The sequence below is a fragment of the Gottfriedia acidiceleris genome (assembly GCF_050457485.1).
GTDB classification, from domain to species: Bacteria; Bacillota; Bacilli; order Bacillales; family Bacillaceae_G; genus Gottfriedia; species Gottfriedia acidiceleris_D.
In genome coordinates this window covers 29,880-52,746 of the sequence record NZ_JBCMJM010000015.1, presented here as the reverse complement: position 1 = coordinate 52,746, position 22,867 = coordinate 29,880, and the positions used below count along the sequence as shown (strand labels likewise).

Genomic DNA, 22,867 nt, shown 5'->3' with positions numbered 1-22,867 from the left:
AAATATTCAATCCTTATATCTGCTCTCGAATGGAGGTATACTATGGAAACAAATCGAAGGCTAGTAACGATCGGGTTGTTGGTAGCTGTTACATTGTCTGCGATTGAAGGAACGATTATTACAACTGCCACGCCTACCATCACTACAGAATTATCTGGTGTTAAGTTGATGAGTTGGATTTTTGCAGCTTATATGTTGGCAATGACTGTAACGACACCGATTTATGGGAAGCTATCGGATTTATTTGGTCGCAAAAACTTATTAATGTTTGGTATCATTTTATTTATTTTAGGTTCAGTTTTATGTGGTTTTTCACAAAATATGGGTCAATTAATATTATTTCGTACAATTCAAGGGTTAGGTGCTGGAGCTGCATTACCCTTAACGATGACGGTAATAAGTGATTTGTATCCATTCCAAGAAAGGGCTAAAGTGCAAGGGTATATTAGTGCAGTATGGGCCGTTTCAAGTGTAATTGGTCCATTAGTTGGAGGATTTTTTGTAGACTTCATTTCTTGGAGGTATATCTTTTTTATTAATTTTCCATTCGGAATCATTTCTATTATTCTATTTTGGAAATATTATCATCAAAAAATTGACCGTAAAAATACAATTTCAATTGATTATATAGGGTCCATTCTTTTTATATTAAGTACTTTATCTGCTTTATATGCTTTAGTTGTAGGGGGAGAGCAACATAATTGGACTTCTCCAAATTTATTATTCCTTTTTGCATTTGCAATTATTTTATTTGGGTTATTTCTATTTGTTGAATCAAGAGCAAAAGAACCATTATTACCACTTTCTTTATTCAAAATCCGTCATTTAGTCGTAACATATGCAGCAATGTTTATTGCACATGCACTTCTAATCTCGATCGAGGTATATTTACCAGTTTATAATCAAAGTGTGTTTGGATTAAGTGCGACACAGTCAGGTTTAATGTTAATTCCACTTTCATTTGCTTGGACATTAGGTTCTTTTTTATCTGGGCGTTTCATTAAGAAAATGAAGGCAAGAGACATTATCCTATTAGGGGCTTTCTTATGTATTATAGGCGCATTAGGGATGAACTTTTTCCATGATTCAAAAATATTAATTTATCCATTTAATGCATTTTTAGGTCTTGGCTTTGGATTATCTTTTCCAATTTATATGATCCTAATTTCATCAGCTGTAGGAATGAACCAACGGGGCATTGCAATTGCTGCAAATTCCTTTTTAAATACTTTTTCGCAAACAATTACGGTTGCTGTGTTAGGAACCATTTTTACGATTAAGGCATCCGAAGTATTGAATGGTCAAAAATTAGTACTTAATGCTCATAATCAAATCAATCATTTATCGACAGTAAAAGCTGTTACTGCTGGTTTTGAAATCATCACTTTATTTATGGCGGTATTTAGTATTATTACGTTTATTTTCGTCTTATTTTTACCGTCTGAACAATCTGAAGAAAAAAAGGTTGAAATAGCACACTAATATAGAAAAAGAAAGCTGGGAGAGAATGAACAACACACTTAAAGGGATTTTGTACGGTGTACTTGCATATGTGGTATGGGGTGTCTTACCAATTTATTGGAAACTAATTCAAGATATTTCTCCTTTTGAAATATTAACACATCGTATTATATGGTCTTTTGTAACGTTAATACTTTTCATTCTTCTTACAAAAAAATTAAAGCAATTCAAAATTACTTGGAAGCAAGTTGTAAGTAATAAAAAAGTATTTGTTTCAATGATTGCTATATCACTATTAATTAGTACCAATTGGCTAATCTATATTTGGGCGGTCAATTCAAATCATATTCTTGATGCAAGCTTGGGTTATTATATTAATCCATTAGTTAGCATTATACTTGGTGTAATCGTATTGAAAGAGTCACTGTCAATTTGGCAAATCGTTTCAGTTTGTTTAGCAACAATAGGGGTAGGATATTTAACAATCATGTCAGGTACATTACCAATCGTAGCAATACTATTATCTTTAACATTTGCTTTTTATGGATTATTGAAAAAGATTTTAAATATCGATTCTTTTTTAAGCCTTACAATTGAGACATTATTAATTTTTCCAGTGGCCTTACTATACTTCGGTTTTCTAGCTTATAAAGGCCAAGCAGGACTTGTAGAAAGTGCACCGATTGAGCAATTATTAATAGTAGGTGCTGGATTAGTAACAATTATTCCTTTATTGTTTTTCGGTAAAGCAGCACAATTAATTCCGTATACTTATGTTGGATTTTTGCAATTTATTTCACCAACAATTAGTTTATTAATAGGGATTTTATTATATGATGAAAGTTTCTCAAAGAAAGACTTTATCTCATTTTCATTTATTTGGTTAGCTTGTATCGTATTTGCGGTCTCTACTACACCGTTTATGAAATCAATTGAACAAAAACTTAAAAATCGAAATAAAAAGCAATCAATATCTGCCTAAAAATAGATTATGTTTGTAGCATTGAAAGGAGTAAAAATGGCTGTAAGTAAAACGAATGCAATGAGAATGTTAGATTCAAAAAAAGTTAACTATACAACCTTAAATTATGATTCGAATGATGGAAAGATTGATGGGGTTTCTGTAGCAAATAAAATAAATAAAGATCCTGAATTAGTTTATAAAACACTTGTATCAATCAGTCAATCTAAGGCGATATATGTATTTGTCATTCCAGTCGAAAAAGAATTAGATTTAAAATTAGCAGCAAAAGCTGCTGGAGAAAAGAAAGTAGAATTATTACCAGTGAAAGACCTTTTAGCGAGTACAGGATATGTTCGAGGTGGCTGTTCACCAATTGGTATGAAAAAGCAATACCCTACTTTTATTGAAGAATCTGTTAATAATATAGAAGAGATTATTGTTAGCGGTGGTAAAATAGGTATACAACTTCAATTGAATGCAAAAGATTTAATACAAACAACTCGTAGCATAATAGCAAAAATTTCAAAATAAACGAGTCTTATGAGGGATCCAAATGGTAGGGTATTTTATGTTTTATTTAGTAATAGTTAACATTGTTTCATTCGCAATTATGGGAATTGATAAGTCTCGAGCAAAAAGAAAAGCATGGAGAATTCCTGAACGCATCTTATTTTTATTTGCAATTATCGGAGGTTCGATTGGTTCTATTTTAGGGATGTATTATTTTAAACATAAAACAAAGCATCCAAAATTTGTTTTTGGTTATTGGATCATCCTATTTATTCAATTTGTTATCTATTTTTTCTTCCTGTAATTTAATGGGATAGTCTTACCTTAATTGTATAAAATATTTTTATGACAATTTAAGGAGGCGAAAGAAATGGGACGTGGAAATGGTGGAAGAAAAAATAACGCTAGTCAAAAACAACCAAACTACGAAGATAAATCAAATTTATCTGAATCAAAAAAAGCACAAAAGTAAAAAAGTTAGCCTGTGATCACTTGGTTGATACAGGCTTTCTTATTGGAAGTGGGGAATAAAATGCAAAACGAATGGTTTTCAAGAATTAAAGGAATAGGTATAGATGAAGTCTCAAATGAAAATATGACGATCTATTTTATAAAAGAAGAAGATTTAAACGAGGCTAAAAAGGACTTAAGTAAAAAAATACAATGGCCAGAAAATTGGTTAATAATTGGATTCGATGACGAAACGGATGATGTTATTTTCATCAACGAGGAATCAGGGGAAGTATGTACTGCCTATGAATTTGAAAGAAAATGGGAAGTCGTCAAACTGTATTCAAGTTTGAATGAATTTTTAGCGGCATATGGATATTGAATTTTAATAAAAAAAGTGTGTTCCAACATTGTAATTAAGATGGACCACTTTTTTTATTGGAAAAAAATGGACTGCAAATAAAATCTGAAAATCGCAATTAAATTTTATAATTAACTGTACCAGTTAGGCTATTATAACCCTATTTTAAAATAGTTGATGCTTTGGAATTAGAAACTAGTGAATATGTTCTAATTCCTATAAAAATCGAATAAAAATCTTTCAGTTATTTTCAAAAAAGATCGATTATATCATCTTCAAATGAAAAGCGCTGTTAAAATACCCACAACTTAGATAGCTCAAAAATATATTTTTAATGAAAAGAGGCGCCTCTGTGTCAGTTCACCTGACATTAGAGACAGCCTCTTTTCATTACATTGATAAGTTTTGAGTTTCATTCACTAACTCTTCTTTAGATTTTTTGTCTTTATACAACAATCTAGCAAGAATTAAGAGAGAAACCGTTCCAAAAATTAAAACCATATATTGTAAACCAATTGTATCTAAAAATAGTCCTGTACTTAAAAGAACAATCTGGAATGTTACTCTATCATACATACTTCTAAATGAGAAAAGCCGACCATGATATGATTTGTCAATTGAAGTTTGGAAAACAGTTGAACAAACAGGAAAGAAGCAACCAACTGAAAATCCGAAAATTGCAAATGAGATAAGAGTCATCCAATGGTGATCTGCAAAGAAAAGTGATAGCTGAGCAAAAGCTACTAAGAAAGTTGAAAAGTATAATAATTGTTTATTCGTATACCTTTTTGTTAATCGTTTAATGACAAATGCTCCAATCATAAATGAGATACCTTCACTTGTATAAATAAGGCCTTTAACTGAAGGATCATGTTGAAGATCACTTATTTCGATTACCATTAAATTAAATCCGCCTAGGAAAAGTACTGGCACCAGGTTTAAGATAAATAAATTTAAGATTGTTGGACTTTTTCTTATGAGTGCAAATATTTCAGCAAATCCTTTGTCAGTTTTAGATTTTTTTGTCTTTTCTACATTCTTCGGCTTGATTGAAGGTTCTTCAATTCGTAAAAAGAACGTCATGAAAAATAAAAATGCATATGCTAGCATACTCATTCCGTATACATTTGTAAGACTAGTTGATACAACTAAAATACCACCAATTGAAGTTCCGGCAATTCTTGATATTGTAGAAATATTCATATGAATCCCATTTAAAGTTAATAACTGTTCATTTTTTACAATCATTGGTATAACAGCTTGAAGCGCTGGGAAGTAAAACGCAGCAGAAATTTGCAGCATAACTAAAAATAAAACCATGAAAATAATACTTTCGTATTGAATGGCAAAAAACATTAGAATCACACTTAAAGTTCGACCTAAACCACTAATTAATAAAATCTTTTTCTTTGAATATTGATCAATTAACCGTCCAGCCAAAGGACCAACAAAAACTCCTGCTAATAAACCGAAAAAAAGAATTAACGATTTAAAGAAATCAGAAGGTACATGTTTTTGCATAAATTCCAAATTTCCGATAATTCCGAACCAAAGACCTATACCGGCTCCAAATTCACCGAACAACACGATCCAAACGTTTCGGTTTTTCCACATAAAAATTTCTCCCCATTTACCCTTAATATAATTCGACAAAATCTATTATCTCATCAATAGTAATAAAAGACTATGTAAAATCGAAATAAAATTGAAAAAGTAGAATATAGGCTTAAGTTAATTGGGTTGTTGAAGTGGTGCTTGTTTACTAAATGGGAGAATAGTAGAGGAAAGAATACTGAAATTCCATAGTGAAATAGAAGTAAAAAAGGTAGAAATGGTGATGTAATTCTTTTTATTGAACAAAATGGCAGGATAGTTTAATATGATGAATGAAATTATGATCTTATTACGGAGAAAAAGGAACTTAAAGCAAAGTTCCTTTTATTCTTTACTGAAACTCTTTAATGTTCTTATTCCTTACCACGGCTTCGACAAACGTAAAGTCCGATTTCTTTATTTGTTGAATCTCTTTTAATGTTGTTTGCTTAGTTTTTGGATTAACAACATTTACTTCAGCACCTTCTAATATTCTTTTCATTACATTGCAAGATAATAATGTAAGTATAAATGCAATACTCGGTCCAAAAACAATCCATTGATCAAGCATTAGCTCTTGGTAGGAGACACCAATTAAGGAAGACCATTCATTCGTATTAGGGAGTGTGACACTGTTGACAGAATCGAGATGGATTGTTGTGCTACCACCGACAAACACTCGAACTACACCTAAGTGAACAAGTAATAGTAAGACACTAATCATTTGTTGAACAATCATGAGTAAAATTCTAGAACGTAGAAATGGCATTACGTGTTTTCGAATAATCCGAAATTTCGTTGCACCCATCGCTCTGGATGCTGTAATAAAATCTTCTTTGTTAAAATGATTCACTTCATTGCCAATCACTTGAACGAGAGATGGTAATGCAACAACTGTTAGCCAAATAATGATTGAGACTAAATAGGAAAAACCTTTTGTTGCATTACTAAATAGATTCACATCAAAGAACAGCATGACAAGAAGAATTGCTGGGATAAAACGGAATGCTCGTTCAAAAGTTGTAAAAAAAGATCTCATCTTTTTTAAATAGATCCCGTAAAAAATCCCAAAACAAACACCTAACCCAACTCGCAAGAAACTGACAAACAAACCAATTAATATGGTGTACTTCGCACCATCAATGACTGACCAAAATAGATTATGACCGAAACGATCGACACCAAATGGGTAATCTAAACTTGGTGGAAATGGAAGACCCTTTATCATTTTCCCGTTTCCATCATATAAAAGTTTTGGTGGAGCTTTAATGTGATCCTTTAAAAAGTACGTATAAAGAAAACTGAAGGTTACTAAACCAATTAGAAAAAACAGTGAAACTAGAAAAGGGTATCTCGTCCAACCTTTTTTCATTCAGATTGCTCCTTTCCTGTTAGTTTGATCGCGACTACATTAAAAATCATTTCAATAATAAAAAATGGAAAGAATAAAGTGACCAAGCAGACGTAAAATACGTCAGGTGTTTTCAAAGTTATATAAAGTAAGTGAAAAAACCCATGTATGTTAAATAAATATTCTACGATTAATAAATTAGATACAAGCAACCAAAACAAATAGTGGGAATGAGAAAATAACGTTATAACTACATTTCGTAGGATATGTTTGAAAAGTACCCCTCCATTTGACAATCCTTTTGATTTTGCAAATTCGACATATGTTTTTTTGCTTTCTTCTTCGATTGCTAAAAATGTCATTTGAAATAACATGATCCCTGGTAGAATGGACACGACAAGTATCGGTAATATATAGACTTTCTTCAACCCAGCGACAGGATCGACTATGAGGATATTCGTTTTTTTATACAACCAAATGATGAATAATTGAACTGCGAAAATGAATATCACATCTGGAATACTTTGTAAGAGGAATAGCCCCTCTTTGACGACTCTTTGCATCTTGGGTGATAAAAGATAGGTTCCATAAGAAATCAAGATACCTAGCGTGAATGTGCAGATAAAAGAAGATGATAAAATAATAAACGAATAGGTATACGGTTCTACTAAGTAACTCCATAAGGGTGTTTGCTTTGAAAAGATTCCTAGCTAAATTGTCATTTCGTTTAAATGAAGAAAGCTATGACCAAACGTTTTGATTTGTTCTAAAACAGAATGGAATAGGTCAGCTTTTGAAGTATGTAAGCTAGCTGAAAATGATACAATGATTCCAATCAAAATGATAGTAAATAGTAGATGGTAGAATTTTTTCCATAGATAAAAGCGTAGGCTCATTTGATCTTAATCTCACTCCTTTATTTCAAAATTCTTTCCAGTAATAAGCTAGTGTAATAAGTAAAGAAACGATTGTAAAAGTAAAAGACACCAGTAATGAAAATGATTTTTGAGTTACTGTAAAAGGACTAGCATTCTCACCCGTTACTTTCATACCCGTCTGTGTTTGAGTACTTAAATTAATGCTATTGGATGCCGCCACTACTCGTGAAAAATCGGATAATGATCGTTACTATCAATCCTACAAAAAACGCATAGTCAATCATTTTACCATCCATAAAATCTGAAACAAACCATGTAAGGCCAAACAGAAATCCTAGTGTAATGATTGAAAAAATAAGCTTTTTCAACTCCATCATCCTTTCAAGTTTAAAATCTGATTACCTATATTTTAAACCAATCTGGAAATTATTGTAAGAAAAATTAGAATTTAGCGACAAAACAACAGGTTAGTATAACAAAAATAAGTCGATTAAGAATAATACACAATTGGTATTGTAGTGAAGGAATCTTTATATTGATTAATAAAATTAGAGGTGATTAAGTGGAACTAACAAATGAGAGAAAAAATTAAAATCCGAACTTCAATTAAAGAAATTGGGAGTCCCGATTAACGAGAATTTTCCTTTAACAGAACAAGATAGTGATGTAAAAGTAAGAACTAAAGAGGAAATCATAGATAGAATAATAGCACTCACGATAGTATCCGCAAAAGGAATGGGTGCATCAAATGGTGAAATTGATGAATTTATCGAAGTGTTTAAAGCATTCGATTTATTTACTGATGATGAGAAAAGATTTATCGAAAAGAAAAGCCCAAAACAAAGAGATTTTATTCAATATTCATGGAAAATCGAATGTATTTGGGTTCTTTTGTGGTCGATAAATATAATTCAAGAATTGGGCATCCCTACTAACACATGTGATGTTGATTTAGTTTATGAGACAGTATTGAGTGCTACTAAGGAGGATTTAATAAAAAAATCTTCACTTAGAGGAACTAATGAAATTCTTGATAGCTTGGATTTAACATATAGAACTCACTGGGCAGTTAGAGACGCTCAATTAAAAGGATCATATATCCCATCAAACTTTAATGAAAGTGTCATTTATGAAAGACATTATGCATTTAATTGGCTTGTGAATTACATGGAAGAAGAATGGGATGCTGTTTCTACTGATACATAAAATTCAAATTCCTTATTCAACTAAAGCATTGAGTTAGTTCTATAAAAGAAAGGACTGCAGTTCATTTTTGCAGTCCTTTTAATATGAAAAAAATTATACTTTTGGAACATATTGATCACTATGACGCAGTCCACGATCGTCCTGCCTACCTTTCGGGACCAAATCGAGAAACTGGTATGTGTTATTCATCATGTCAATGCCACGAGCGTAAGTGGAGTATGTATGAAATATATTTCCTTCATCATCTTTATAAAAAACACTCACTCCTTCTCTGTCGGAACTCATCGGATTTTGCATAGTATAGTTATAATATGCTAATTTATTCTCTACTTCGTCTTCTAAAAAAGATGCTTGAAAATCAAAATTAAAATCCGTGTGCCCTGACGAATACCATGGAAATGTCCAACCCATACGTTTTTTAAATCCCTCCAACTTTTCTAATGGTCCACGGGAAATACAAACAAAGCTGACATCTCGGTGATTTAAGTGTGGAATCATCCCGCTGTAGTGGTCAGCCCAAAAAGAACAATGTTTGCACCCTTGATCCCAATTTGGACTGAACATGAAATGGTATACAATCAACTGACTTTTTCCATTAAATAGGTCTGCTAATGATACCTTACCGTTCGGACCGTCAAATATATATGACTTGCTAACGGCTTCCCACGGCAAATCTCGTCTCTGCTGTGTAAGTTCATCTCTTATCTTGGTGAAATCTTTTTCTTTCTGTAAAAGTTCTTTCCTCGATTCAAGCCATTCCTTTCTTGGCAGAACTTTGTGATCCATAACAACACCTCGTCATATCATTTTCTCATATATTCTCTACAATATCGCATCTCGTATTCATTGGAGATACAGATTATAATTCTATCGACGAAGCAAAGGAGAGTGCTACGTTAAACCGCAATATGAAAAATGAGGATTGGAAAACAATCTAATTTTATAGGACTACAGTATACGTTAGTTACACATCACAAGTTGCGTAATTGCAGCTTTTTTAAATTGTACAATTTAACATTTTAGTTTAATAAGAAAAAAGGATATCTCGATCCCTATATTGAATAAAGAGGTAACTGTGAGAGTAAAGAGAATTGGTTAAATAGAAAACAGTAATATCTTAATATTTTAAAGGCGGTGCAAATTTATGAACAGCAGTCCTATTGTGAAAGAATACTCTAATGATTATCAAGATCAAGTAGTTGATTTAATTCTTGCTATTCAGCAACAAGAATACAATATTAAGATCACCAAAGATGACCAGCCTGATTTGTTTACTATAGAAGAATTCTATCAGAATGGAAACGGGAATTTTTGGGTGGCTCTTTATGGCGATAAAGTAGTTGGTACAATCAGTCTTTTAGACATAGGGAATCAAGAAGTTGCGTTAAGAAAGATGTTTGTGGACAAAGAATACAGAGGTGCAAAATATAAAACTGCCAGTCTCTTATTAAATAATGCTATTAAATGGGCGAAAGAAATGTCAATAAAAGCAATTTATCTTGGAACAACCCCTCAATTTTTAGCAGCTCACAGATTTTATGAGAAAAATGGATTTACAAGTGTAGAAGTGACTGATTTACCTGAAAAATTTCCGGTGATGAAGGTCGATAAAAAATTCTATAAGTATTCGGTTGAATAGATAAAAATGAATACATAACAAAAAAAGAACAACCGTAGACTTGAGCAGTCCGTAGTTGTTCTTTTTAGAATGATTGTCAAATTTGACAATCATTTTCTTAGGTGAAAATTGTTTTTCTAAAGAATTACACATTTACCTGACTAAAAAGAATACGTTTTAAAGTATTTTCAGCCTCTTTTAATTGGATTGAAGTTTCAAAAGTAGCTTGTGCTTGCCCTGCACCGCCTCCACCTTTTCCTTCAACCTGTTTTAGTAAATTTTTAATTAGCTCTCCGCAATGTACATCATTATTAATCTGATTAATTAGCAATAGTTTTTGCTCTTTTACACTTGAAAAAACAAGTAATGAAGGTTTTTTCGATTGGATTGTCTTTGCGAGTGACAGTAAGTCTTTTACTGATTCTTCTTCAAATGTTTTAATAATGATATCATTCGTCGCGTTTAATAGTAACTCGTTTGAAATTGAGTTAAAAATCGTTTCTTTCATTCTCTCAATTTCTTTTTGAGCTTCTTTTAATTCATTCATCGTCGTTTCGACTTTATCCTTAACTTGATCAGTATGTGTATTAAATAATTGATTAATATTTGATAAAGTTTTACTAGTCTTTTGAACTTCTTCTAGTGCTCTAAAGCCACATTTAAAATGAAGTCGAGTAGTTTGTCTTACTTTTTCAGTTTTAATTAATTTAATTAATCCAATTTCACCCGTTTGTTTTACATGCGTACCACAACAAGCAGATAAATCTGTATGTAAAATCTCAACAATTCGTATGTTGTCTTCAACTTTTGGTAATTTGCGGAGTTGGAGTGCATTTAATTCTTCTTTATTTACGAAGTAAGTTTTTATTTCAATATTTGCAAGAATCTTTTCATATACTGCGCTTTCAATTTGATTTAATTGTTCAGCAGAAAGAGAAGGTGTATCTAAGTCAATCGTAACTGTCTCTTTTCCTAAATGAAAACTTACAGTAGGAATATCAAATAGTTCAATAATTGTTGCTGAAAGTAAATGTTGGCCACTATGATGCTGCATATGATCAATTCTTCGATCCCAATTTATTTCACATGTTGCTTCGGTTGTATCCGGTCTTGTATTTAGGACATGGATCACTTCTTCATCTTCTTCTATTAGATCAACAATTTCAATTCCATTAATTGTACCGACATCAGATGGCTGCCCGCCACCTTCAGGATAAAATGCTGAATCCTCAAGTTTGATGTGAAACAAAGAATCAACTTCTTTAATTTCTGTAATTTTAGTAAACCATTTTTTTAAAGAGGGGTGTTCAAAATATAGTTTATTTGCCATGATAATACCTCTAATCTTTTAATTTCCAAAATTTGATGTTTAATTTAAATTATATAGAAACGAAATAAAAACTTAAAATATTCTGTTTCTAATTTTAGCATAATTGACAAATAGATAAATAGATTTTAGTATTTAGTTAATTAACTAAATACTAAAATCTTAGAGGTGTAAAATGTGAACGAATTATTTAAAGCATTATCGGATCCAACTCGAAGGAAAATTTTAGATTTATTAAAAGAGAAGGATTTAACTGCTGGAGAAATCTCTGAACAATTCGATATGTCAAAACCTAGTATTTCGCAGCATCTTAAAATATTAAAATCAGCCCAGTTAATTCAAGATGAAAAAAAGGGGCAATTTATTATTTATTCTTTAAATATGACGGTTTTCCAAGAAATTATAAGTTGGGCATATAGTTTTAAAGAAAATAATTGAGAGGTGACTTATTTTGAAAAAGCATATCATTGCAATTTTACTATTTATTTGTTCACTAGTATTATGGATTATTAACTTTCATAATTTACCAAGTAAACTACCAGTTCACTGGGATTTTTCAGGAAATGTTAATAATTACGATTCAAAGATGCAAACATTTATCGAGCTCCATGCGATCATGCTTTTCGTTTATTTATTGCCAATTGTAACTCCTAAGATAGATCCAAGAAAAGAAAATTATAAGTTATTCCAAAGAAGCTTGTACTTTATGGCTACAGGGATTTTATTTATTTTCTTTTTAATTAATATGAGTGTTTTATTTTACGGACTAGGTTATAACGTTCATATCGGCTCAATGAGTTTTCTCTTTATTGGCCTTTTGTTTATGTTTCTTGGAAATTATATGCCTCATGTTCGTTCGAATTATTTTATTGGCGTCCGTACACCTTGGACATTAAGTAATGAAAATGTTTGGAAAAAAACACATCGTGTGAGCGGTAGATTATTTATGATCGTTGGTTTATGTTTCTTATTGCTTTATTTTATTCCAGTGAATAATAAAGGAATAATTGTCATTCCATTGATTATATTTTTAGTTGGGTTCACAACTATTTATTCATATATTGCCTTTAAAAAAGAAATGAAAAACTAAATTAAGCTATTTTTTTACAAAATTTGGTGATTGTTTATGAATTTCTTTTAGAAAAAATTTAATTTCCTTTTAAAATATGGTATTGTAAAGAGTAGAGCAAAAGAGTTGGAGGAATATAATTAAAATGATTACAGTTTCTAATGTTAGTTTGCGTTTTGCGGACAGAAAATTATTTGATGATGTTAATATAAAGTTTACACCAGGTAACTGTTACGGTTTAATTGGTGCTAATGGTGCAGGTAAATCTACGTTTATTAAAATTTTATCTGGTGATATTGAGCCTTCAACAGGTGATGTAATTGTAACGCCAGGTGAGCGTCTTGCAGTATTAAAACAAAACCAATTTGAATATGAAGAGTTTGAAGTTCTTCAAACTGTTATTATGGGTCATACTCGTCTTTTCGAAGTAATGAAAGAAAAAGATGCTATCTACATGAAAGAAGATTTCACTGAAGAAGATGGCATGAAAGCTGCAGAACTTGAAGGTGAGTTTGCAGAGTTAAATGGTTGGGAAGCAGAATCAGAAGCTGCAATTTTATTAAAAGGTCTTGGCATTACAGAAGACTTACATTATAAAAAAATGGCTGAATTACAAGCAGGCGAGAAAGTAAAAGTTTTACTTGCTCAAGCATTATTTGGTCAACCAGATATTCTTTTACTAGATGAGCCAACGAACAACTTAGATCTTAAAGCTGTTCAATGGTTAGAAAACTTCTTAATTAACTTTGAAAACACAGTTATCGTTGTATCACATGACCGTCACTTCTTAAATCAAGTATGTACGCATATGGCTGATTTAGATTTTGGTAAGATTCAACTTTATGTTGGTAACTATGATTTCTGGTATGAATCAAGTCAATTAGCTCAAAGATTAATGTCTGATGCTAATAAGAAAAAAGAAGAGAAAATTAAAGAACTACAAGGATTTATTGCTCGATTTAGCTCAAATGCATCAAAAGCAAAACAAGCTACTTCACGTAAAAAACTTTTAGATAAAATTACGCTTGATGATATTAGACCATCTTCTCGTCGTTATCCTTTCGTTGGATTTACGCCAGAGAGAGAAGTTGGGAATGATTTATTAACTGTTGACGGAATTTCAAAAACAATCGATGGTGAAAAAGTATTAGATAATGTACGTTTTACTGTAAATAAAGGTGATAAAATTGCGTTTGTTGGTAAAAATGACGTTGCAATTTCAACTTTATTTAAAATTTTAATGGGTGAAATGGAGCCAGATACTGGTACATTTAAATGGGGAGTAACAACTTCTCAAGCATTTTTCCCTAAAGATAACTCTGAGTTCTTTGAAAACAGTGATATGAACTTAATTGAATGGTTACGCCAGTTCTCTCCACAAGATGAGTCTGAAAGCTTCCTACGTGGATTTTTAGGACGTATGCTATTCTCAGGAGAGGAAGTAATGAAAAAAGCTTCTGTTCTTTCTGGGGGAGAAAAAGTTCGCTGTATGCTTTCAAAAATGATGTTAAGTGGAGCAAACGTATTAGTATTAGATGATCCTACTAACCACTTAGACTTAGAGTCAATTACAGCATTAAATAATGGTTTAATCGCATTCAAAGGCACAGGATTATTTACATCTCATGACCATCAGTTTATTCAAACAATTGCAAACCGTGTAATTGAAGTGACACCAAACGGTTTAGTTGATAAAGAGTGTACTTATGATGAGTTCTTAGAGAACAAGGATTTACAAAAGCAAGTAGAAGAGTTATATAATAAGTAATTTCAACTACACGGGCCTTTCACAATGAAAGCGTGAAAGGAGTGAAACCACTAATCAATTGATTAGTGGTTTTTCGTACTTTCATCTTGTTTTCATATTTGTTAAACTATAAAAAAGGGAGGAGAAATAATGTCTGAGTTAAATGAAAATAAGTTTTTTAAAAAGTATTTAAAGAAAGCTTCTTCCTATTTAGGAAATAAAGAAAAATCAACGAATTTATTGAAAAAAGCAGCTAAGCTGGCACCAGATAAAAAAGGTGCACTAGGTGAAGCTTGGGAAAAAGTAAATTTATTTATAGATTTATTTAAATCATATATTAATGGCAGTTATAGAGATATTTCCACAAAATCAATTTTGACAGTGATCGGGGCATTAATTTATTTTGTCAGTCCAATCGACGCAATACCAGATTTTATCGTCGGCTTAGGCTTTTTAGATGATGCAACGATTTTAGCGTATACATTTAAACAAATTAACAAAGATATTGAAAAGTATAAAATCTGGAAAGAAAATAATAACGAAAAAGATGATTCATCAAATTTAGTGGAAATTGAAGAGACAGAGCAAGATCATGAGTTAAAAGATTAAAATTTGTAAACAAAATTAAATTAAGGTTGCTCATTATTTATTATTGAGCAACCTTTACTTATTCCGATTAATAATGTACATGACTTTCATCTTTTGACCAAACAATGAAAGGGTTTTCAATATCTCTGACTTTAATCATTATTTGTTGACTAGGTATTGTTCGATCTTCATATGGAAGTGAAAGTTCATTATAAATATGCGCATCATCAAATCCAATTTTTGCAGCATCATCTTTTGTGAAAAAATAATATATTTTTGAAATTCTAGACCAATAGGCGGCACTTAGACACATCGGGCATGGTTCACAGCTAGTATATAAGACGGCATCCTTTAATAAATAAGTACCTAAATTTTGACATGCGTTTCGAATTGCTTGGACCTCTGCATGTGCAGTTGGATCATTTAAAGTTGTGACTCCATTTACGCCGGCACCAATTACTTTTCCATCTTGGACAATAACTGCTCCAAATGGCCCACCATTCTTATTTAATAAGTTCTCATAAGCAAGTCTTACACTTAATTTAATCCAATCAGAGTGATTCAAACTAACACCACCTTTATAGTAATAAGGGCGAAAGGTATTTACATTTATCTAATCTCTTAAATTAATATAAATAAGTAGTCAATCAAATTGGTTAATCGATTTACAATTCTTTAAATCAACCATTAATATTAAAAAGGGTATCTTACTTATTTGTACACTCTATTACAGTATTTAAGAACATATTTAATCAATATAAAGTAAGAAAATTCATTTTTTTAAGAACAATAAAAATAGAGTAAAATAATTCAAACAAAAATTTTTAATATAAAAGTAAATTCTAAACGGGATAAGAAATCTAATAAATATTCAAAATGTCGAATGATTTATTAAGAAAATTAAAGGAGTTATTTGAATCAAATTAGAATATGTAAACGGTTACAACTTTTTGAAGGATGTGTTTCGAATGAAGAATTTCGGAAATTATATTCAATTGCAAGTGTATAGTAGTGGGAAAAAAAGTGAAATTCCTGTTAGATTTGAGGATTTAGAAAAGTTAGCACAAGATCAATTAGAAGAAGGACCTTTTTATTATATAGCCGGGGGCGCAGGTAGTGAGCGCTCGATGAATGAAAATAGATTAGCATTTGATAAGTGGAAAATTGTACCGCGAATGTTACGTAATGTGGCTGAGCGTGATATTAGTATAAATTTATTTGGCAAAACATATAATTCGCCAATTTTATTTGCTCCAATCGGTGTCCAGTCGATTGCACATCCAGAAGGGGAACTTGAAGCTGCTAGAGCTGCAGCAGAATTGAATATTCCATACATTACTAGTACTGCATCAACTTACTCATTAGAAAAGGTTTCAACTGTTCTAGGAGATTCACCTAAATGGTATCAATTATATTGTAGTAGCGATTTGGAAATAGCAGCAAGTATGATGAAACGTGCTGAAGCAAATGGCTACGAAGCGATTGTTATTACACTTGACACCTCGATTATGGGATGGAGAGAAAAAGATATTGAAAATACATATTTACCATTTTTACAAGGGCAAGGTATTGGTAACTATTTAGAGGATCCTGTATTTCGCTCACGATTAAAAAAATCACCTGAAGAGGATCCACAGTCAGCAATTCTATTATGGACAAGACTCTTTGGCAATCCTGCACTAACGTGGGAAGATTTAGCATATTTGCGAAATCAAACTAAGTTACCTATTTTATTAAAGGGAATTTTACATAAGGACGATGCGATGCTTGCTCTTGAATTTGGAATGGATGGCATTATTGTTTCGAATCATGGTGGAAGACAAGTTGATGGAACAATTAGTTCTTTAGATGCATTAGAGAGTATTTGTAGTGAATTAAAAGGTAGATTACCAATTTTAATGGATAGTGGAATTAGAAGGGGATCAGATGTATATAAAGCTTTAGCAATCGGTGCTGATGCAGTATTAATTGGACGACCGTATATGTATGGCCTAGCTCTTGCTGGTAAAAACGGAGTAGTTCAAGTAATGAAAAATATTTTAGCTGATTTTGATTTAACGATGGCTTTATCAGGACAAAAAAGTATCAGTGAATTAAAGCCATCTTTGTTAGTGAAAGAAAACCTTAGTAAACATTTTTAAAAATTAAAAAGAGCGATCTCAGTGAGTGCTTAGACTAATGAGTCGCTCTTTATTTTGAAAATATAATTAAGCTGCGTTCTTTACTTCGGTATATTCTTTAACGAAAAACTTCTCCATCATACAACCAATTACAAATCCGATTAAACCAGGTATTACCCAACCGAATCCGTTACTTTGCATTGGAACAATCGATAATAATTCATTTAGTCCGTAATTTAAAAATGATGAATTGATAATCTCGATTAAGCTATAAATTCCAACAAACAAAATTGTTAATAAATAAACGGGTCTACCTTTAAATGGTAATTGATCGTGTAAAAATGCTAGTACAATCAGTGCAATTGCCATTGGATATAAAAGACCTAATATTGGAACGGATACTTTTAATATTTGTGTAAGTCCTAAATTTGCTACGAAACCACTTATAAAACATAATAAGATTGCCCATTGTTTATATGATAATTTAGGGAAAATACTATTAAAATATTGAGAGCATGATGTAATTAAACCAATACAAACACTTAAGCATGCAAGTGTAAAAATAAGTCCTAAAACAATCGTTCCACCATTTCCAAATAATTGATTCATTACTATTGTTAAGACGATTGCCCCATTATCAATTTGTCCAGTAATCGATGCTGAGGCACCTAAGTAGCCAATTATAAAATAAGTCACCGATAATAATAATGCACAAATTAAACCGAAAATAATTAAATACTTAATTTGTAATTTTTTATTTGTAACATTTAATCTTTGAAAAATATTGATGAAAACAATCCCGTAGATTAATGCGCAAATCCCATCCATTGTTTGATAGCCATCTAAAATTCCTTGTGAGACAGGGTTAGATTTGTATGTTAAGGATGCATCCTTAAAACTAGATAAGTCTGTAAACATTGCTTTAATAAAAACAATTAAAATTAAGATTAGTAAAGCCGGAGTTAAAATTTTACCAAATCTGTCAACTAATTTTGAAGGTGATTTAGCAAACCAATAAACGATACTAAAAAACATAATCGTATAAACTAATAGCCCTATTGGCGAAACAGCCAAACCTCTGGACAAAAATGGTTTAACACCCATTTCGTATGCGAGACTACTAGCTCGTGGAATTGCAAGTCCAGGTCCGATCGACAAGTAGATTGCCATCGGGAAGAGAAGTGCAAAAATAGGATGTACTCTCCTTACAAGCGTATCAAAATCACCGGATTTTGCTATTGCTATAAATGCTAAAATTGCAATGCCTGCATCTGAAATTATAAATCCGATAATTGCTGCCCATACATTCTCTCCGGCTGCTTGTCCGATGTATGCTGGGAAAATTAAATTACCAGCACCAAATAACATCGAAAATAACATAAATCCAATAAACAGTATTTCTTTTTTTGTTAAAGTATTCAAATAATTCACCTCAAACATTGTTGCTACTTAAAAATGATTTTCTCATTCTATCAAAAAACAACTCTATTTACTACTAAATCCTTTAAAATTCTTATTATTTTCATAAAGTATGAAAAAAGTTTCTTTTGTCCTAATTTTTATTACTTAAAGCATAAGAAAACTTGTCCTCTAACTATATATATTTATAGGCTTTTTTAAGGGAGGACTAGAATGATTCAATTTCAAGATATATCTTTTAGGTTTTCAAATGGAAAATGTGCAGTTCAGGATTTAACTTTTTCAATTGAAACAGGCGAATGTTTTGTTTTAATAGGACCAAGTGGCTGTGGAAAAACAACAACAATTAAATTAATAAATAGATTAATTAAACCAACTGATGGTGAAATTTTTTATAATGATAAAAACATTAAAGATTATGATGAACATAAGCTGAGGAGAGAGTTTGGATATGTACTACAACAGATTGCACTATTTCCCCATTTGAATGTTGAAGAAAATATTTCAATTGTACCAGAATTAAAAAAATGGAACAAAGCACAAATAATAGAGCGCACTCGAGAATTATTAGAATTAGTAAAATTAAATCCTTTGGAATTTAGTAAAAGATCAGTTTTAGAATTATCTGGAGGTCAACAACAGCGGGTAGGTGTAGCGAGGGCATTAGCAGGGGATCCTAACTTATTATTAATGGACGAACCATTTAGTGCATTAGATCCGATTACTAGATTACAATTACAAAAGGACCTGAAGCAATTAAAAACTAAGATTAATAAAACGATCCTTTTCGTTACACATGATTTAGACGAGGCATTTTATTTAGGAGACCGAATCGGGATTATGCACGATGGAGAACTAGTTCAAGTTGGTACGAAGGATGAAATTTTAAATAATCCAGTCAATCCTTTTGTTGAACAATTTATAGACAATTATCGTGGTAAAGCTGTTGTAAAGGAGGGAATATAAGATGATTCTCACTTCTTTTACAACAACCCTTGCAAATAGAAAAGAGCAATTATTAACGGCTTTGTTAGAGCATATTCAAATTTCAGTATTTGCACTAATTATTGCAATAATAATAGCTGTCCCGATTGGAATTTACTTAACGAGGAAGAAAGTTCTCTCTGAATTTGTAATTGGAACGACAGCAGTTATTCAAACTATACCTTCATTGGCGCTGTTAGGAATTTTAATACCATTAGTCGGTATTGGAAAGATTCCAGCGGTAATTGCGCTAAGTGTTTATGCATTATTGCCGATCTTGCGAAATACATATACCGGAATTAAGGAAATTGATCCAATCCTATTAGAGGCAGCAACTGGCTTAGGAATGAATGGTAGACAAAGACTTTTTAAGGTTGAATTACCATTAGCGCTACCAGTTATGATGGCGGGAATCCGTACTGCTATGGTCATCATTGTTGGAACTGCAACAATCGCCGCTTTAATAGGAGCTGGAGGTTTAGGTAGTTTAATATTATTAGGAATCGACCGAAACGATATGAATTTAATCATTATAGGTGCAATACCATCAGCACTTTTAGCAATTATATTTGATTTTATTTTAAGATTAATAGAGAAGAGGAGTTTTAAGAGTTTTTCATTAAGAATAATAACTGCTAGTTTTATTTTATTAGCATTATTATTTTCTCCATTAACAATTAAATCTTGGAATAAAACGGATCTAGTGATCGCTGGAAAATTAGGTGCTGAACCAGAAATAATAATGAATATGTATAAACTAATGATTGAGGATGAAACGAATCTAAACGTTGAAGTTAAGCCCAATTTTGGTAAAACAACATTTGTGTTTAATGCATTAAAAAAAGGTGACATTGATATTTATCCAGAATATACAGGTACGGTCATATCTACTTTTTTGAAAGAAAAAGCTATTAGTAATGATGCAAATGCAGTATATGAACAAGCTGCTGAAGGTTTAGCAAAAAAGTATAATCTGAGCTATTTGGAACCTATGAAATTTAATGACACTTATGCATTAGCTGTTCCAGATCACATTTCCAAACAATTTGGAATCGAAACAATTTCAGATGCAGCCAAAGTAGAAAATCAGTTAAAAGCAGGTTTCACGTTAGAATTTACAGATCGTGAAGACGGATATTTAGGACTACAAAAATTATATGGATTGAAGTTCCAAAATTTAAAAACGATGGAGCCAAAATTGAGATATGACGCAATTCAATCGGGCGATCTCTCAATAATCGATGCATATTCAACTGATAGTGAGCTCCAAAGTTATAACATGAAAGTGTTAGTCGATGATAAAAATTTATTCCCACCATATCAATGTGCACCACTTCTGAGAAAAGAAACACTTAAAAAATATCCAGAAGTCAAAAATATATTAAATAAATTAAAAAATAAAATAACGGATGATGAAATGAGAGAAATGAATTACAAAGTAAATGTTGGTGGAAAATCTGCCGAAAGTGTTGCAAGAGAGTTTTTGAAGGATGAGGGCTTGCTAAAATAAACGAAATGGACTGTCTTACTGGTCAGGGGAACTGATCTGGGCAGTCCTTTTTTTGTTGTAATACACTTAAACGTAAAGCGCTGTTCTATTACAATTAATATTTTTTAACAGATTCGTAGCGACTTTTTATTCGAGATAGATAAAATATGTGGGAGATTGCTAGTTTTCTTTTAAAGAGTAAAAATTGATGAACAGTTTATGGGGTGAAATACCATAACTGGTAGGGGGAATTTTGTACATTAATTGCACATTTGCTAGATTTATTTGCAGTCGGCCGTTTATTGCAACCTCAGACCAATCAATAAAAAGAGGGTGCCTAAATAATCGGCTACCCTCTTTTAGTTATCATACGATAAGAATTTTAATGTTTAATCATTATACGCTCCAGTTAACATCTCACTTACAAAAGAATCATTTTCCCATTCTTCATAAGAGAAATCTACTGAATACTCCTGATCGGATTTTTCGTCTTTAATCTGAATGTCAAAATGATTACTCATTACTTTCAACACTTCATTGATTTCGTTAACAGTCCCATTAATTTGTAAAGTAGCCATTTTTACTCGCCTCCGATTTTAATTTACAGAAAATTCTGTTTAAAGTAACCATATGATAATCCTTTTAAAAACATTTTTCAAGAGTAAAATTTTGTCGAAAAATTATTTTGAAAAAATGTAAAGGTTTTCATTGTTGATTTACCAATATTTATACGATTTTTGAATAAAATATGAATTTTAAATTTTCTAAAAACTTGTTGATTTATTTAGTAGATTGGAATAAAGTAAGTACAAATATTTTAACTCTTGAGGAGGATTAACCGTGACAGAGCAACAGATTTTTTTAAATGGTGAATTCGTTCAAAAACAAGATGCAAAAGTTTCTGTATATGATCATGGATATTTATATGGAGATGGAGTATTCGAAGGGATTCGCGTATATGATGGCAATGTATTTCGCTTAAAAGAACATCTCATTCGATTATATGAATCAGCAAAATCAATTTTATTAACAATTCCTTATTCTTTAGAAGAGTTAACACAAATTGTAGTTGATACAGTAAATCGAAATAATTTACATAGTGGTTATATTCGACTCGTCGTCTCAAGAGGAGAAGGGAATCTTGGATTAGATCCAACTTCTTGTCCAAGAGCAAATGTAGTTGTCATTGCTGAACAACTAGCACTGTTTCCACAAGAACTATACGAAAATGGTATGGAAATTGTAACAGTAGCAACGAGAAGAAATCGAAGTGATGTATTAAATCCACAAATTAAATCTTTAAATTACTTAAATAACATATTAGTAAAAATTGAAGCGAAACTAGCTGGTGTTCAAGAAGCACTAATGCTAAACGATCAAGGCTTTGTAGCTGAAGGTTCAGGAGATAATGTCTTTTTAGTAAAAGGCAATAAGTTAATTACTCCACCGAGTTCAGCAGGTGCATTAGAAGGAATTACTCGAAATGCAATTATGGAATTAGGTGACACATTAGGTTATGAAGTTGAGGAAAAATTGTTCACAAGACATGATGTTTATATTGCCGATGAGGTTTTCTTAACAGGAACAGCAGCTGAAGTAATTGGCGTATCTAAGGTAGATGGACGAGTGATTGGTGATGGAAAACCAGGACCAAATACACAAAGATTATTAAAAGCATTTCGTCAATTAGTAGTTGAAGATGGAGAAAAAATTTACGTAAAACAAGGGTGAT

23 protein-coding genes and 1 pseudogene are annotated in these 22,867 nt (G+C 31.5%); 15 read left to right on the top strand and 9 right to left on the bottom strand.

The genetic code is table 11. The annotated features are described in order from the left end of the window. The first annotated feature begins 42 nt into the window (after positions 1-42). The 5 genes from ABEY15_RS15125 to ABEY15_RS15105 all read left to right on the top strand — a co-directional run bounded on the left by ABEY15_RS15125 (position 43) and on the right by ABEY15_RS15105 (position 3,767). The gene (locus ABEY15_RS15125; protein WP_429890992.1) at positions 43-1,482 is read left to right on the top strand and encodes an MDR family MFS transporter; all 1,440 of its coding nucleotides are present in this window, start codon (positions 43-45) and stop codon (positions 1,480-1,482) included. Positions 1,483-1,507: 25 nt separating this feature from the next. Then, positions 1,508-2,443, top strand: coding sequence for an EamA family transporter RarD (gene rarD, locus ABEY15_RS15120; protein ID WP_429890991.1), 936 nt, complete (start codon positions 1,508-1,510; stop codon positions 2,441-2,443). Between the two features lie 36 nt (positions 2,444-2,479). Continuing rightward, on the top strand, positions 2,480-2,956 hold the full coding sequence (ybaK, locus tag ABEY15_RS15115) for a Cys-tRNA(Pro) deacylase (RefSeq protein WP_429890990.1): 477 nt from the start codon (positions 2,480-2,482) through the stop codon (positions 2,954-2,956). A gap of 37 nt (positions 2,957-2,993) precedes the next feature. Then, positions 2,994-3,239: a DUF1294 domain-containing protein gene (locus tag ABEY15_RS15110; protein ID WP_205753859.1), complete on the top strand. Its 246-nt coding sequence runs from the start codon at positions 2,994-2,996 to the stop codon at positions 3,237-3,239. 180 nt (positions 3,240-3,419) lie between these two features. Next, positions 3,420-3,767 (top strand): SMI1/KNR4 family protein, encoded by a 348-nt coding sequence (locus ABEY15_RS15105; RefSeq protein WP_429890989.1) that lies wholly within the window; start codon positions 3,420-3,422, stop codon positions 3,765-3,767. Between the two features lie 369 nt (positions 3,768-4,136). Here ABEY15_RS15105 and ABEY15_RS15100 read toward each other — a convergent pair whose 3' ends face one another. The 4 genes from ABEY15_RS15100 to ABEY15_RS15085 all read right to left on the bottom strand — a co-directional run bounded on the left by ABEY15_RS15100 (position 4,137) and on the right by ABEY15_RS15085 (position 7,936). Then, on the bottom strand, positions 4,137-5,360 hold the full coding sequence (locus ABEY15_RS15100) for an MFS transporter (RefSeq protein WP_429890988.1): 1,224 nt from the start codon (positions 5,358-5,360) through the stop codon (positions 4,137-4,139). Between the two features lie 331 nt (positions 5,361-5,691). Then, positions 5,692-6,711 carry an ABC transporter permease gene (locus ABEY15_RS15095; RefSeq protein WP_429890987.1) on the bottom strand — a complete coding sequence of 340 codons (1,020 nt, stop codon included), beginning with the start codon at positions 6,709-6,711 and terminating at the stop codon, positions 5,692-5,694. Then, entirely contained in the window at positions 6,708-7,289 is a 582-nt protein-coding gene (locus ABEY15_RS15090) for an ABC transporter permease subunit (protein ID WP_429890986.1), read from the bottom strand. Before ABEY15_RS15090 ends, ABEY15_RS15095 begins: the two co-directional genes overlap by 4 nt. A 482-nt stretch (positions 7,290-7,771) precedes the next feature. Then, positions 7,772-7,936, bottom strand: coding sequence for a hypothetical protein (locus ABEY15_RS15085; RefSeq protein WP_429890985.1), 165 nt, complete (start codon positions 7,934-7,936; stop codon positions 7,772-7,774). A gap of 229 nt (positions 7,937-8,165) precedes the next feature. Between ABEY15_RS15085 and ABEY15_RS15080 the strand changes: the two are divergent. After that, positions 8,166-8,774: pseudogene (locus tag ABEY15_RS15080) on the top strand (DUF4272 domain-containing protein); the annotation flags it as partial. A 93-nt stretch (positions 8,775-8,867) separates the two neighbouring features. Here the strand turns inward: ABEY15_RS15080 and ABEY15_RS15075 are convergent. Next, a complete protein-coding gene (locus ABEY15_RS15075) occupies positions 8,868-9,560 on the bottom strand; it encodes a DUF899 domain-containing protein (RefSeq protein ID WP_429890984.1) in 693 nt (230 codons plus the stop codon). A 358-nt stretch (positions 9,561-9,918) separates the two neighbouring features. On the opposite strand from ABEY15_RS15075, the gene ABEY15_RS15070 reads away from it, so the two are divergent. Continuing rightward, complete coding sequence (locus tag ABEY15_RS15070) at positions 9,919-10,413, top strand: GNAT family N-acetyltransferase (RefSeq protein ID WP_429890983.1); 495 nt, start codon at positions 9,919-9,921, stop codon at positions 10,411-10,413. Positions 10,414-10,537: 124 nt separating this feature from the next. Here the strand turns inward: ABEY15_RS15070 and ABEY15_RS15065 are convergent, their stop codons facing one another. Then, the gene (locus ABEY15_RS15065) at positions 10,538-11,722 is read right to left on the bottom strand and encodes an alanyl-tRNA editing protein (RefSeq protein ID WP_429890982.1); all 1,185 of its coding nucleotides are present in this window, start codon (positions 11,720-11,722) and stop codon (positions 10,538-10,540) included. Positions 11,723-11,896: 174 nt separating this feature from the next. Here ABEY15_RS15065 and ABEY15_RS15060 point away from each other — a divergent pair, with 174 nt between their 5' ends. The 4 genes from ABEY15_RS15060 to ABEY15_RS15045 all read left to right on the top strand — a co-directional run bounded on the left by ABEY15_RS15060 (position 11,897) and on the right by ABEY15_RS15045 (position 15,144). Beyond that, positions 11,897-12,157, top strand: coding sequence for an autorepressor SdpR family transcription factor (locus tag ABEY15_RS15060; RefSeq protein ID WP_069032479.1), 261 nt, complete (start codon positions 11,897-11,899; stop codon positions 12,155-12,157). A gap of 13 nt (positions 12,158-12,170) precedes the next feature. After that, complete coding sequence (locus tag ABEY15_RS15055; protein ID WP_429890981.1) at positions 12,171-12,809, top strand: SdpI family protein; 639 nt, start codon at positions 12,171-12,173, stop codon at positions 12,807-12,809. A gap of 124 nt (positions 12,810-12,933) precedes the next feature. Continuing rightward, a complete protein-coding gene (locus ABEY15_RS15050) occupies positions 12,934-14,556 on the top strand; it encodes an ABC-F family ATP-binding cassette domain-containing protein (RefSeq protein WP_429890980.1) in 1,623 nt (540 codons plus the stop codon). A gap of 129 nt (positions 14,557-14,685) precedes the next feature. Then, positions 14,686-15,144: a YkvA family protein gene (locus ABEY15_RS15045; RefSeq protein ID WP_429890979.1), complete on the top strand. Its 459-nt coding sequence runs from the start codon at positions 14,686-14,688 to the stop codon at positions 15,142-15,144. A 67-nt stretch (positions 15,145-15,211) separates the two neighbouring features. Here the strand turns inward: ABEY15_RS15045 and ABEY15_RS15040 are convergent, their stop codons facing one another. Further along, complete coding sequence (locus ABEY15_RS15040; protein WP_429890978.1) at positions 15,212-15,688, bottom strand: nucleoside deaminase; 477 nt, start codon at positions 15,686-15,688, stop codon at positions 15,212-15,214. 403 nt (positions 15,689-16,091) lie between these two features. On the opposite strand from ABEY15_RS15040, the gene ABEY15_RS15035 reads away from it, so the two are divergent. Then, positions 16,092-17,264 (top strand): alpha-hydroxy-acid oxidizing protein, encoded by a 1,173-nt coding sequence (locus ABEY15_RS15035; protein ID WP_429890977.1) that lies wholly within the window; start codon positions 16,092-16,094, stop codon positions 17,262-17,264. A gap of 66 nt (positions 17,265-17,330) precedes the next feature. Here ABEY15_RS15035 and brnQ read toward each other — a convergent pair whose 3' ends face one another. Next, positions 17,331-18,665: a branched-chain amino acid transport system II carrier protein gene (gene brnQ / locus ABEY15_RS15030; RefSeq protein WP_429890976.1), complete on the bottom strand. Its 1,335-nt coding sequence runs from the start codon at positions 18,663-18,665 to the stop codon at positions 17,331-17,333. A gap of 210 nt (positions 18,666-18,875) precedes the next feature. Here brnQ and ABEY15_RS15025 point away from each other — a divergent pair, with 210 nt between their 5' ends. Both ABEY15_RS15025 and ABEY15_RS15020 read left to right on the top strand, forming a co-directional pair. Then, on the top strand, positions 18,876-19,628 hold the full coding sequence (locus ABEY15_RS15025; protein WP_429890975.1) for an ABC transporter ATP-binding protein: 753 nt from the start codon (positions 18,876-18,878) through the stop codon (positions 19,626-19,628). 1 nt (position 19,629) lies between these two features. Further along, positions 19,630-21,156, top strand: coding sequence for an ABC transporter permease/substrate-binding protein (locus ABEY15_RS15020; RefSeq protein ID WP_429890974.1), 1,527 nt, complete (start codon positions 19,630-19,632; stop codon positions 21,154-21,156). A gap of 368 nt (positions 21,157-21,524) precedes the next feature. On the opposite strand, the gene ABEY15_RS15015 is transcribed toward ABEY15_RS15020, so the two are convergent. Next, positions 21,525-21,713: a hypothetical protein gene (locus ABEY15_RS15015; RefSeq protein WP_056477121.1), complete on the bottom strand. Its 189-nt coding sequence runs from the start codon at positions 21,711-21,713 to the stop codon at positions 21,525-21,527. Between the two features lie 262 nt (positions 21,714-21,975). Between ABEY15_RS15015 and ilvE the strand changes: the two genes are divergently transcribed. Next, complete coding sequence (gene ilvE, locus ABEY15_RS15010; RefSeq protein ID WP_069032489.1) at positions 21,976-22,866, top strand: branched-chain-amino-acid transaminase; 891 nt, start codon at positions 21,976-21,978, stop codon at positions 22,864-22,866. The last annotated feature ends 1 nt before the right edge of the window (position 22,867 follow it).

Excerpts from the sequence above, each read along its gene's own strand:
- ABEY15_RS15110 (WP_205753859.1), top strand. The coding sequence starts at position 2,994 with ATGTTTTATTTAGTAATAGTTAACATTGTTTCATTCGCAATTATGGGA.
- ABEY15_RS15075 (WP_429890984.1), bottom strand. The coding sequence starts at position 9,560 with ATGGATCACAAAGTTCTGCCAAGAAAGGAATGGCTTGAATCGAGGAAA.
- ABEY15_RS15025 (WP_429890975.1), top strand. The coding sequence starts at position 18,876 with ATGATTCAATTTCAAGATATATCTTTTAGGTTTTCAAATGGAAAATGT.
- ABEY15_RS15070 (WP_429890983.1), top strand. The coding sequence starts at position 9,919 with ATGAACAGCAGTCCTATTGTGAAAGAATACTCTAATGATTATCAAGAT.
- ABEY15_RS15035 (WP_429890977.1), top strand. The coding sequence starts at position 16,092 with ATGAAGAATTTCGGAAATTATATTCAATTGCAAGTGTATAGTAGTGGG.
- ABEY15_RS15050 (WP_429890980.1), top strand. The coding sequence starts at position 12,934 with ATGATTACAGTTTCTAATGTTAGTTTGCGTTTTGCGGACAGAAAATTA.
- ABEY15_RS15125 (WP_429890992.1), top strand. The coding sequence starts at position 43 with ATGGAAACAAATCGAAGGCTAGTAACGATCGGGTTGTTGGTAGCTGTT.
- ybaK (WP_429890990.1), top strand. The coding sequence starts at position 2,480 with ATGGCTGTAAGTAAAACGAATGCAATGAGAATGTTAGATTCAAAAAAA.
- ABEY15_RS15015 (WP_056477121.1), bottom strand. The coding sequence starts at position 21,713 with ATGGCTACTTTACAAATTAATGGGACTGTTAACGAAATCAATGAAGTG.
- ABEY15_RS15020 (WP_429890974.1), top strand. The coding sequence starts at position 19,630 with ATGATTCTCACTTCTTTTACAACAACCCTTGCAAATAGAAAAGAGCAA.
- ABEY15_RS15065 (WP_429890982.1), bottom strand. The coding sequence starts at position 11,722 with ATGGCAAATAAACTATATTTTGAACACCCCTCTTTAAAAAAATGGTTT.
- rarD (WP_429890991.1), top strand. The coding sequence starts at position 1,508 with ATGAACAACACACTTAAAGGGATTTTGTACGGTGTACTTGCATATGTG.
- ABEY15_RS15095 (WP_429890987.1), bottom strand. The coding sequence starts at position 6,711 with ATGAAAAAAGGTTGGACGAGATACCCTTTTCTAGTTTCACTGTTTTTT.
- ABEY15_RS15100 (WP_429890988.1), bottom strand. The coding sequence starts at position 5,360 with ATGTGGAAAAACCGAAACGTTTGGATCGTGTTGTTCGGTGAATTTGGA.
- ABEY15_RS15045 (WP_429890979.1), top strand. The coding sequence starts at position 14,686 with ATGTCTGAGTTAAATGAAAATAAGTTTTTTAAAAAGTATTTAAAGAAA.